Source organism: Moraxella cuniculi DSM 21768 (assembly GCF_900156515.1).
GTDB lineage: Bacteria > Pseudomonadota > Gammaproteobacteria > Pseudomonadales > Moraxellaceae > Moraxella > Moraxella cuniculi.
This window is the reverse complement of sequence record NZ_FTNU01000002.1, coordinates 72,600-84,650: the sequence shown is the minus strand read 5'-3', so window position 1 is coordinate 84,650 and position 12,051 is coordinate 72,600. Positions and strand designations below refer to the sequence as shown.

General features: G+C 48.3%; 7 protein-coding genes. 3 read left to right on the top strand and 4 right to left on the bottom strand.

The window, feature by feature from the left end; translation table 11 throughout:
• Positions 1-171: 171 nt before the first annotated feature.
• From BW928_RS01985 to BW928_RS01975, 3 genes are read right to left on the bottom strand one after another with little or no spacing between them, the layout of a single operon-like run.
• A complete protein-coding gene (locus BW928_RS01985; RefSeq protein WP_076554564.1) occupies positions 172-1,038 on the bottom strand; it encodes a prepilin peptidase in 867 nt (288 codons plus the stop codon).
• Between the two features lie 18 nt (positions 1,039-1,056).
• On the bottom strand, positions 1,057-2,325 hold the full coding sequence (locus tag BW928_RS01980; protein WP_143821486.1) for a type II secretion system F family protein: 1,269 nt from the start codon (positions 2,323-2,325) through the stop codon (positions 1,057-1,059).
• A gap of 50 nt (positions 2,326-2,375) precedes the next feature.
• Entirely contained in the window at positions 2,376-4,049 is a 1,674-nt protein-coding gene (locus BW928_RS01975) for a GspE/PulE family protein (protein WP_076554562.1), read from the bottom strand.
• Between the two features lie 828 nt (positions 4,050-4,877).
• On the opposite strand from BW928_RS01975, the gene BW928_RS01960 reads away from it, so the two are divergent.
• Entirely contained in the window at positions 4,878-6,104 is a 1,227-nt protein-coding gene (locus BW928_RS01960; RefSeq protein ID WP_076554706.1) for a multidrug effflux MFS transporter, read from the top strand.
• A gap of 227 nt (positions 6,105-6,331) precedes the next feature.
• Here BW928_RS01960 and BW928_RS01955 read toward each other — a convergent pair whose 3' ends face one another.
• Positions 6,332-7,546 carry a hypothetical protein gene (locus BW928_RS01955; protein ID WP_076554559.1) on the bottom strand — a complete coding sequence of 405 codons (1,215 nt, stop codon included), beginning with the start codon at positions 7,544-7,546 and terminating at the stop codon, positions 6,332-6,334.
• A gap of 174 nt (positions 7,547-7,720) precedes the next feature.
• On the opposite strand from BW928_RS01955, the gene BW928_RS01950 reads away from it, so the two are divergent.
• Complete coding sequence (locus BW928_RS01950; RefSeq protein WP_076554558.1) at positions 7,721-7,924, top strand: hypothetical protein; 204 nt, start codon at positions 7,721-7,723, stop codon at positions 7,922-7,924.
• A gap of 101 nt (positions 7,925-8,025) precedes the next feature.
• The gene (gene purL / locus BW928_RS01945) at positions 8,026-11,970 is read left to right on the top strand and encodes a phosphoribosylformylglycinamidine synthase (protein WP_076554705.1); all 3,945 of its coding nucleotides are present in this window, start codon (positions 8,026-8,028) and stop codon (positions 11,968-11,970) included.
• Positions 11,971-12,051 lie beyond the last annotated feature (81 nt).

The window sequence follows — 12,051 nt, the reverse complement described above, 5'->3', positions numbered from 1 at the left end:
AAGCTCGCTTTATTAATTGCAATTTTCAATTTTCAATTTTCAATTTTCAATTTTCAATTTTCAATTTTCAATTTTCAATTTTCAATTTTCAATTTTCAATTTTCAATTTTCAATTTTCAATTTTCAATTTTCAATTTTCAATTTTCACCGATGGAAATGATTATCATTTATTTAATAAGAAAACAACCATGCCAAAAGTCGCTCGCCAAACAGCAGCGAGACAATCGCAGCAGCAACAAGGCAAGGCCCGAAGGCAAAAGCTGCATTCTGCCCCAGTCGCCATCGCTTGTGCAGTCCAACCACCACACCGAGCGTGCTGGCAATCAGTAGCACCATCGGCAGCTGCCACACCCCTAACCATGCACCGATGGCGGCGAGCAATTTGGCATCGCCAAGCCCCATGCCGTCTTGGTTGGTGATGAGCCGATACAGGGCGTTGATGAGCCATAATAGCACAAAACCCGCCACCGCTCCAAAAATAGCGTGGCTTGCACTGGCAAACAGACCCATGCTGTTGGCAACAAGACCTATCATGCCAAGTGGCAGCACGAGGCGGTCAGGCAGCAGTTTGGTCTGATAGTCAATAGCAGACAAGGCAATGCCTATCCAGACAAATATCAGTGCCAGCACCGCATGGATACCAGCACCCAGCACGGCAACCACCATGAGTGTCAGGACAATGCTAATGCTCTCAATTGCCAGATACTGTGGCGAGATGGCATGGCGACACTGGCGACACTTGCCCTGTAGCCATAGGTAGCTGATGATGGGGATAGCATCATAAATGGCAAGCGGTGCCCGACAGTGGGGACAATGTATGGCAGTTGGGGGCGGATTGTCTGTAGTCAGGGCGGTGCTGATGGGTGTGATAAGCGTGCCATCAAGTGGCATTTGGCTTAAAAATTCTGCCACATCGGCACGCCACTGTCGCATCATCAGCATGGGCAGCCTGTGGGCAACCATACCAATGAAACTGCCAGCAACTGCACCGACACACGCTGTCAGTAGCCAGACCCATGTAGGCGTGGTGTCAATCATGGATTTTCCTCGTCTATATCAGATACCGATATTCATGCTAAATATCGGCAAATACATCGCCAGTACCAAGATACCAATCACCACGCCCATCACGATGATGATGGCAGGCTCTATCATGCTGATGATGGCTTGGGTGGTGGTGCTGATTTGTTTTAGGTAAAACTCTGCTACGGTATCAAGCATAATCTCAAGCCGTCCTGACTCTTCGCCAACCTTAATCATCTGTATGCCAATCGGTGAAAATAGCTTGCCCGTTGTCATCGCTGTGCTAAGCGGTGTGCCTGCTTGGACACTTTTGGCGATTTGTTCGGCTGCTTGCACAAAAAGTGGATTATCGCATGATTTGCCAGCCAGCATGATACTTTGGGTCAATGGCACGCCAGAGCTTAAGGTGGTGGCAAGCGTCTGGGTAAATTTGGCATTATTCGCTGCGATAATAAGTTTGCCAATGATGGGCAAGCGTAAGCTAAGGGCGGCAATCCTTTGCCGAAAGCTAGGCTTATGCTGGTATAGCCAATATCCCAAAGCCATCATGGCCGCCCCAGTGCCGATTAACCACCAAAAATAGCGACCAAGCCACTGGGACAAACCAAGCACCATCAGGGTAAGTGTTGGCAGAGTATCGCCTGTGGCGGCAAAATTGGCAGCAAAATTCGGCACGACTTTTAATAACAAGATACCACCGACCAATAAGGCAGTAATGATGATTGCCAGCGGATAGCGAGTGGCTTGGAGCAGCTGCGTTCGCAATTGGTGCTGTTTTTGGGCATAGTTGGCGGCACGGTGTAGCATAATATCCAGCGAGCCTGATTGTTCGCCAGCGTCAATCAAGGCTAGGGTGAGCTTGCCAAACTCTGGGTGCTGTGCGATGGCTTTGGCAAAGCTGTCTCCTGCTTCGATATCGGTTTTTATTTGGGTTAATTTGGCGGCAAGGCGAGCGTCTGTGCAGGTTTCGGCACTGATGGCAAGTGCGGTTGATAGGACAATGCCAGCGTCCAACAAGGTTGCCAATGTGTTTAGCGTGATGAGTATGTGCTTGGTTGCGATGGCTCGCCTGTAGTGTGGCGTGGACTGGGCGTGCAGACGGATATTGCCAAGACCTTGTTTTTTTAGCTGACTGTGTGCCAGCAGGCTATTTTTGGCACGAATCTTGCCATGGATTTTGTTGCCCTGTGGGGTGATGGCGGTGTATACAAAGGTGGATTGTGAGTTTTCCACAGGGTAATTTTTGTTAGGCTGATTGTTTTTATCTTGTTGATTTATAAACATTTTATGTGAATTTTTCACAGTATTTTTTCCAGTTATCCACAATAGGTTTTTTGCTGATATATTTGGTGTCAAGTTTGTCCAAGCACACGGTGCATTTCAGATAAGCTAATTTCACCATTTAGTACTTTTGCAATGCCTGCACGCTTTAGACTGTGATTTTGGCAAAAATTGGCAGCCTCTATACGCTCTTCGCTGGCATTTGTCAAAATCAATGAGGCGATGGCAGGGCTGATGGGCAAGAATTCAAAAATCCCCACACGACCCAGATGACCATCTTTGCATTTGTGGCAGCCAGCAGGCTCGTATAGCACTTGGGCTTGGGCGATTTCCTCTGGTTGAAAGCCTGCTTGTACCAGCACCGATTGAGGTATTTGCACCGCTTGTTTGCACGCATCGCATAGGCGTCTGGCAAGTCGCTGGGCGATAATCAGGCTTAGACTGCCAGCCAGATGAAAGGACGGCACGCCCATGCTCGATAGCCGTGTGATGGCAGCGGCAGCGGAGTTGGTGTGCAGTGTTGATAGCACCAAATGCCCTGTCTGGGCGGCGGCTGTGGCGATTTTGGCAGTTTCGCCATCGCGAATCTCACCAACCATGATGACATCAGGGTCTTGGCGTAAAAAAGCCCGCAACACATCGGCAAAATCAAGCTGAATTTTGGGATTGATATTGACCTGATTAATGCCTGACAGATAAATCTCAACAGGGTCTTCGCAGCTTAGAATATTAATCTCGGGGCTGTTGAGTAGATTAAGAGCGGTGTACAGCGAGACCGTCTTGCCAGAGCCTGTTGGCCCTGTGATTAAAATCAGCCCTTGTGGCTTGGTGATGGCGTGGCGAAACTGTGCCATCTGCACATCGCTCATGCCCAGTTTGTCAAGGTTAATAAGGGCATGGTTCATATCCAAAAGTCGCAGTACGATTTTTTCACCATAGAGTGTGGGCAGTGTGCTGATACGAAAATTCACCGCCGAACCATCAGGGCTGGGGAATTTTAGCCGACCGTCCTGTGAGCGACGCCGTTCGGCAATGTCCAGTTGTGCCAGTACTTTTAGGTAGGAGGCGATTTTTGGGGCGAGTGATTTTGGCGGATTTTGCACCACCTGCATCACGCCATCGATACGAAAGCGAATGCGATAGCTGGATTCATAAGGTTCAAAATGAATGTCAGAAGCTCGCAGACGAATGGCATCGGTAAGGAGCTTTTGGACGAATCGCACCGTTGGCGTATCGTTGGTCGGTAGGGGCGTATCGTCTGGCTCATCATCAGGCAGGGCAATTTCCATGCCCAGATAATGCGTGCCAAGCAAGGCAGCCAGCTTATCCTCCTCGACCAGCACAGGTTGCACCATGAGCCGCGTGTGGAAGCGAATGGCGTGGAGCGTGCGTTGGTCAGTGGCATCGCTGACAGCAAGCCTGAGCGTATTTGCCTCACAAGACAGGGGCAGGGCGTGGTGCTGTACAAATAACTTGTCATCACCAATGCCATCAACAAGCTCAAGCTGAGCATCGGTCAGCTCGTAGATGGGCAGCTTTAGGTGCTGGCTTTGGAGCTTGGCAAGCTCATGAGCGGTGAGCAGTTGCGATGACACCAAGTGGCTAATCAGCGGTATGTTGGCGGCGACAGAATCACTGACCGCCTGTGCCAAAGTGGCATCATCGAGCAATCCGTACTGGGCGATGAGCTGTGCCAAAGGTGGCAAATTTACAGGTGTGGCAGCTTGCTGGTTTGGCTTGTCCATGTGCAATCGTCCTTGGCTGTGGTTTTGTGTTTGTTTGTGTGGCAAAATTCATCATTTGCGATAAGGTTGTGGGCAAGGTATTTTGTTTTTGCTGATAAAAGTCCAAACCCATCTGCTTGCCCTTGCCACAAAGTCACCAGCATTGGCTTTAAGCTGTTGATGGCATAATTTTGTGATTTTGCACGCTTAATTTTATCATCGTTTGCAATACAGACAAAAATCACCTTAAAATCACAAATGCTGTATTATTTTAAGCTTAAAATATCTATCATGAGTAAGTATAAGGTTTATTTATAAGTAAAAATCATTTCACCATAACGCCATCATCAATCTTAAGGCTGTAATTTTTCGGCAAGTTTTTGGTAAATTTATCTTAATTATATTTGCAGTATTGTTTACTTTGTCTGTGCAAATGATTTTCTGCCAATGGCAAATCCTGCAAGCTGTATTGACAAGGCTGATAATAAACAGCAGAGTATCTTTCTGACCTTGTAAGCCTTGTGTGGTAGATTTTGCTGATTTTTATGCCACAATTTAAAGAATCTCAATCCATTGTAATGACTTTTTGGTTTGGTATCAAGCCAAATCGTATCACAAATCGTATCAATGGTATAAAATCGCCTTTCATAAATCGCAACTGTGCATGGAGCAGGTAGGCTGCACATACAGGAAATTTACCAAGTGGCTAGGCTTGCAGGCAATTTTGACCTGACAGTCAGACACTTAGTTTGGGCGGATTAATGTGCTATAATGAACGGCATTAATAACCTACACAACTTGTCGATGGCAGTGCCAAGCGATTGTAATTTTGATGATAATGATACGATAATGACAGCGACTACAGATAACCGCCAGCAATCTTTTCCTGTGTTATGGGTGATGATGCTGGGTGTGATGATTGCCATTGGGCCTTTGTCCATTGATATGTACCTGCCAGCTTTTCCGAGTATGGCAGAGGATTTTGGGGTGAGTGTGGCAAGCATTGCCAAATCTGTGCCAGCGTATTTTATTGGTTTGGTGGTAGGTCAGCTGTTTTATGGGCCTTTGTCCGACCGCATTGGGCGAGTGCTGCCGATGTACATTGGCATGGTGATTTTTATCATTGCCTCCGTGATTTGTGCCACGACAAGCAGTGAGTATGTGCTGTTTGTGGCACGCACAGCACAGGCACTGGGAGCGTGCGTTACTGCAGTGGTAACACGGGCAGCGATTCGTGATACGCTCTCGCCTGTACAGTCTGCCAGAGCATTTAGCTTGATGGTGTTGGTGATGGGCATTGCACCGATATTGGCACCGAGTTTGGGGGCGTTGATTTTGCGTGTGGCAGGGTGGCATGAGATATTTTGGTTTTTGGCGGCGTTTGGTGCTTTAAATATCCTTTTGACCAAATGCTTCTTAAAAGAAACGCTGCAACCACAATACCGCAACAGCACACCGATGACGCAGACGCTTGGGCAATACATTAGCCTAATGAAAGATCGCAGTTTTATGTTGCCAGCGGTGGCAGCAGGGTTGTTGCAGGGGGCGTTTTTTATTTATTTGTCCATCTCAAGCGAGCTGTTTATGGTCAATTATGCCCTAGACGAGCAGAAGTTTGCCATTGCATTTGGGCTAAATGCCTTTGGCTTTATTGCATTAACGCAGGTGAATCAGTTTTTGACCAAGCGATTTCGTCTGGTGCAGCTGCTTCGCTTTGGGGCGATGATTCAGCTGGTGGCGGCAAGTTGTTTGTTGTTGCTTGGGCTCACTTTTGGGGCAACTGCCAGTTTTTATTTGGTATTTGGCAGTATTTTTGTGTGCATTGCAGGGCTTGGCTTTACACAGCCTAACGCAGGGGCGATTGCGTTGGCATTCCAAAAGCAGCGTGCAGGCATGGCGAGTGCGTTGCAGGGTGCGTTGCAGTTTTCGGTGGGGATTTTTGGCGGTTTGTTGATTGGGCTGTTTGATGCCAATCCTGTGCTAAAACTGGGCATTATCACAACCATCTTGGTGGCAATCGGCACGCTGCTTGTGCATAGCATTGACCCAAAACTTGATTTGTCAAAGATGGATTAGCAGAAAATTTGACGCTCTGTTGATTGCTTAATTGATGATGGCGTTGCCAAAATATAGCCAAATGGCACAAATTAAGCCAGCCAAAGGTTAAATTTTTCTAAATTATTATTTTCGGCAGATGGCAGCTACTACCACTTTTGTCAAATATACCAAACGCACCCAGCTGGGTTTATCCTAATGCCTGTTAATTTTCTAAAAATTAGAAAAGTTTTTAATTTTTTTAAATATCAAAGCAGCAGTCGTTTTTGATAAACTTTCAGGGCGATGACGCTGCAAGCATTGGCGATGATAAAGGCAATGCCAACGCCGAACAGCCCAGCCATGCTCAATAACCAACCGCCCAGCGGCAGTCCAACGACAACCAGCAAGAGGCGAAATAGCGGCGGTTTTTTGGTATCGCCTGCCACACGCAGTTTGGCGATGGTGGCAATCGCCAAGCCATCTATCGCAGCAACCAGCAAAGCGGCCAGCACAATGAGCAGCTGCTTGGTATCAAATTGCCCAAAATACAGCCAGCACAAGAGGGGCGATAGCACCGCCCCAGCAAGCAGACTGCCTGCAACAAATCGGATAATGAGCCAGTCGATTTGGCGATTTGTGGTGCGGTGCAGCTTGATTGGCTGATTGGGCAGTTTGGATAAATAAATCACCAATGCCGAAGCAAAGCCGACATAGACCACAAAGCTTAAGTTAATCATGTTTAAAAAAATGCCAAACTCACCGACCAATTTGGCATCAAAACGGGCATTTAGATAAAATGACAATAAGGCAAAGCCAAGCGTAAAGACAAGCCCTGTCAGCAGCTCACTCTGACCGAAGTCGAGTAGTTTTTTGATTGCTGGTGGGTGCAATGTGGCACGCAGGGCGTGTGTGCCAAGCTGTTGCCCAATCCACGCCATAAGAACCAGCAGCCCAATGATTCGCACCGCTGTTGTGGCGGTCGCGATGGCAGCCTGTGCCGACAATGAACTGTTGAACAACAGCTGGTAGTTTAGGGCGATATTTAGCACGGTCATGATTGCCGTCAAATAAATCACTTGCCGAGATTTGCCAAGTGCGTCCAAGATGTGATTTAGCACAATATAGCAGGGCAGGCTTAGCACGCCACCAATCAGCAAAACATAAACCAGCGTCTGCTGTGGGCTAAAGGCATGAACGGCATCAAGCCCCACAAAATAAAGCCATGACAAAGCCAGCAGAGCGATACCAATCAAGCAAGCATAGCCAATGGCTTGACGAGTGGCAAGAACGCCATCACTGTGCTGATTAAAATAAATCGGCACCCCGATTGACAACGCCAGCGACAGCACCACAAACACCTGCACCAGCTGTGTCGTCATCGCATAATCCGCCAACGCAACACCAGACCCCCACCAAGACAGCATCACCAAATCCACCATTGGCATCGACAGAGCGATGAATTTGGATAATCCGATCATCATCGCTTGGCGGATGATTTGTTGGTGGTTTGTGAGTTTGGCTGATGGTGTGCCTGATGATCCATATACGCACACTAAGTCATGATTGTGGGAGAAGTTATTATTTTAATTAACTTGGCAAAAAAATCAAGCCGTCAGCGGTGATTGCAAGGCTTGAGCGGTTGGTAGGTTGATTTTGTGCCAAATTATCAACACCAACAGGCAGCTGGACAAATCATCATCAAGCCCTTGGTAAATTTGCCAAACAAGCCAAGATGGTTTTGTTTGCTTTGGCAAATGCCACTGCCTGCCTTGTTTGATGGTATTGGCTCATCTTTGTTTGGCATGGGTTTGGTTGCTGTTTTTGTTTTTGGGCGTGCTGTTGGCGGCTGTCTTGGTTAGGCAGAGGAAAAATTGGCTTACAACGCCGTTATCTGCTATAATGGCAATCATTTATTTTAATGCAATTGCCATTTTTGGCGTCTTTAGCAAGGGCAAAACACATGATGAATACCATCGCAGGTTTGGGTTTTTTGACCGACTTTCAAGCACAAAAATTAGCCAATCAGCTACGCACAAAAGCAGGGCTGGAGGTCAGCGGTTTGAGCAGTCAGCAGGTTTATGTTTTTGATGATGAATTGTCAGAAGCCAACCGCAAAAAAGCGATTGATTTGCTTAATCAAGGTCGTGTGCTAACGCTAACCCAAGCCAGCGATGAGCAAGTGCAGGTGGTGGTTGCACCACGCTTTGGCACGATTAGCCCATGGTCGTCCAAGGCGACTGATATTTTTAAGAACTGTGGCGTGCAGATTGGACGCATTGAGCGAGTGATTGTGTACACGCTGACAGGGCAGAATTTGCCAAAGCGTCTGCCAGCTGTTGCCGAGGCGATTTTGCACGACCGCATGACCCAAAGCTTGGTCTATGATTTGGCACAAGTGGCGGCACTGTTCATTGATGGCGAGCCTGCACATTTAAATGTGGTGGATATTCTTGGGCGTGGCAAAGAGGCGTTAATTGCTGCCAATATTGAGTATGGATTTGCATTAAGCACAGAAGATATTGATTATCTGGTGGAAAATTTCACCAACTTGGGACGCAATCCGACCGATGTTGAGCTGATGATGTTTGCCCAAGCCAATTCTGAGCATTGCCGTCATAAGATTTTTAATGCTGAATGGACAATCGATGGCAAAGTACAGCCAAAATCACTGTTTAAGATGATTCGCAATACCCACGAAAAGCACGCCGAAGGAATTTTGTCCGCCTATAAGGACAATGCAGCGGTGATGGAGGGTTTTGTTGCACAGCGTTTCTACCCCACCAAAAATGCCCAAGGCGAGGCAGAATATGGCTTTCATAATGAACAAATTGACATTCTGATGAAAGTAGAAACGCACAACCACCCAACAGCAATTGCTCCATTTGCAGGGGCGGCAACGGGTGCTGGCGGTGAGATTCGTGATGAAGGGGCGACAGGTCGTGGCGGTAAGCCAAAGGCTGGCTTGACGGGCTTTAGCGTATCGCATTTGCACCTGCCTACCATGCCCGAAAGCTGGGAAACCTCAGGCAAAGTATCAGCTGCTGATTATGGCAAGCCTGCACGCATGGCATCGGCATTGGATATCATGATTGATGGCCCGCTGGGCGGGGCGGCATTTGCCAATGAATTTGGTCGCCCTAATTTAGGGGGTTATTTCCGCACTTTTCAGCTGGATACTTCAGCGGATAAAGACGGCAGCCAAATGCGTGGCTATCACAAGCCAATCATGATTGCAGGGGGTTATGGCAACATTAAACGCAATTTGGTACAAAAAAACAGCATTGCCGAAGGTGATTTGCTCATCGTACTTGGCGGTCCTGCGATGCAGATTGGCTTGGGCGGTGGAGCGGCAAGTTCGGTTGATAGTGGTGAGCTGGACGAGGGGCTGGATTTTGCCTCGGTGCAGCGAGACAATGCCGAAATGGAACGCCGTTGCCAAGAGGTGATTGATACCTGCTGGGCAATGGCAAAAGATGGCGTGGACAACAACCCAATCATCTCAATCCATGATGTCGGTGCAGGCGGTCTTTCTAATGCCATGCCAGAGCTTGTGGACGACCATGAGTTGGGGGCACATTTGAACCTACGCAAAGTCCCATCGCTTGAGGCTGGTATGTCGCCGATGGCAATCTGGTCAAACGAAGCACAGGAACGCTATGTGCTGGCAATTCGCCCTGAAAACGAAAAGTTATTTGACGAAATCTGCCAAAGAGAGCGTTGTCCATACGCCATCTTGGGCGTTGCAACCGCAGTGCGTCAGCTGGTAGTTGATGACAGTTTGTTGCCTGAGCAACCTGTAGATATGCCAATGCAGGTGCTGCTTGGTGGTACGCCAAAGATGAAACGCAGTGCCGTGCGTCAAAGCAAGCAGCTACAACCTTTGGACACCAGCATGGTTGATGTTGCCAGCAGTATCAAACAAGTACTAAGACACCCAACTGTTGCCAGCAAATCTTTCTTAATCAGCATTGGCGATCGTTCCATCACTGGCATGGTAACTCAAGATCAATATGTTGGCCGCTATCAAGTGCCAGTGGCGGACTGTGCCGTTACCAGCACCGCCATCAACGCCACCACAGGTGAGGCAATGGCAATGGGCGAGCGTTCGCCTGTGGCATTAATCAGCCCAGCGGCATCGGCACGCTTGGCGGTTGGGGAGGCAGTAACAAATATCGCCTCAGCACGCATTGCCAAAATCAGCGATATTACTCTATCCGCCAACTGGATGGCAGCCTGTGGCGATCAGGTGGAGGATATTGCCTTGTTTGATGCGGTACACGCTGTCGGCGAAGAGCTATGTCCTGCACTGGGCATCACCATTCCTGTAGGCAAGGACAGCTTGTCGATGAAGGCAGTTTGGCAAGACGAAACAGGGGATAAATCGGTCAGCTCGCCGATGAGTCTGATTATCACCGCCTTTGCTCCAGTACAAGATGTCGCCGCTACGCTAACACCTGCACTTGTCAATCAAGACTCGGCGTTGTATCGCTTGGATTTATCAGCGGGCAAATACCGCTTGGGTGGGTCAATCCTTGCTCAGACTTTAAGCCAGTTGGGCGATGATTGTCCAGATTTGGATAGCCCAGAGTTGTTGGTGAAGTTTTTTGGGTTTGTCCAAGCGGCAGCACAGGCAGGGCTGATTAAAGCGTATCATGACATTGGTGATGGTGGACTTGTGGCGACAGTTGCCGAGATGCAGTTTGCCAGTCGCATGGCGGTGGATTTGACCTTAGATGATGATAATGTGCTTGGTCAGTTGTTTGCCGAAGAGCTGGGTACGGTGGTGCAGGTATTGCCCGAAGATGCCCAAGCATTTGCCACACTTGCGACACAGCATGGTGTTGATGGGCTATTAAACCTTATTGGTCAAGCCAAACAAACCCCAGCAGGCGGCGGTGCGATTGATATACTGAACATTCGCACACCAAGCCAATCTTGGTCGTTTGATCGCAGCAGTTTGCAACAAGAATGGACGAAAGTCAGCCATGCCATTGCCAGCTTGCGTGATAATCCTGCTTGTGCCGATCAAGAATTTGCCCTAATTAGCGATGTCAATCATCATGGTCTGATTGCTGATGCCAATTATGATTTGGATTTGGCAGTTGAGGCACCTTATGTCAATAGTCGCACCAGCCAGCCAAAAGTTGCCATCTTGCGTGAGCAAGGGGTTAATGGTCATCTGGAAATGGCGGCAGGCTTTGTGCATGCAGGCTTTGAGGCGATTGATGTGCATATGAGCGATTTGATGAGCGGACGCATTAAGTTGCGAGATTTTGAGGGTTTGGTGGCGTGCGGTGGCTTTAGTTACGGTGATGTCTTGGGTGCAGGCTCTGGCTGGGCGAACTCAGTGCTGTTCCATGATGAGTTGCGAATGCAGTTTGCACAATTTTTCCATCGCCAAGAAACTTTTGCCTTGGGCGTGTGTAATGGCTGCCAGATGATGAGCCAGCTAAAAGATTTGATGGTAGGGGCAGAGCATTTCCCACGCTTTCGTGCCAACAAGTCAGCACGCTTTGAGGCACGCACGGTCAATGTGCGAGTTGAACGCACCAAATCTGTACTCTTAAAAGGTATGCAAGACAGCATTCTGCCGATTGCCGTTGCTCATGGCGAGGGTTATGCTGATTTGGACAATAAGTCCATCGAGCAGCTTGCTAAGCATGGTCAGATTGCTCTGCGTTATGTGGACAGTCAGGCAAACCCAACCGAGCATTATCCATTAAATCCCAACGGCTCACCACAGGGCATCACGGGCATCTGTAGCAACGATGGGCGTGTAACCTTGATGATGCCACACCCAGAGCGTACCTTGCGTGCGGTGAATCATTCGTGGAAGCCAGAATCATGGACAGGCGATGGTGCGTGGATGCGTCTGTTCCGCAATGCTCGAGCGTTTTTGCGTTAAGTTTTGTGCTGTCATTACAAAATCCCAAGTTGCAGCTTGGGATTTTTTTTGTTTTTGCCAAAAAATCATAAAAATCTAAAT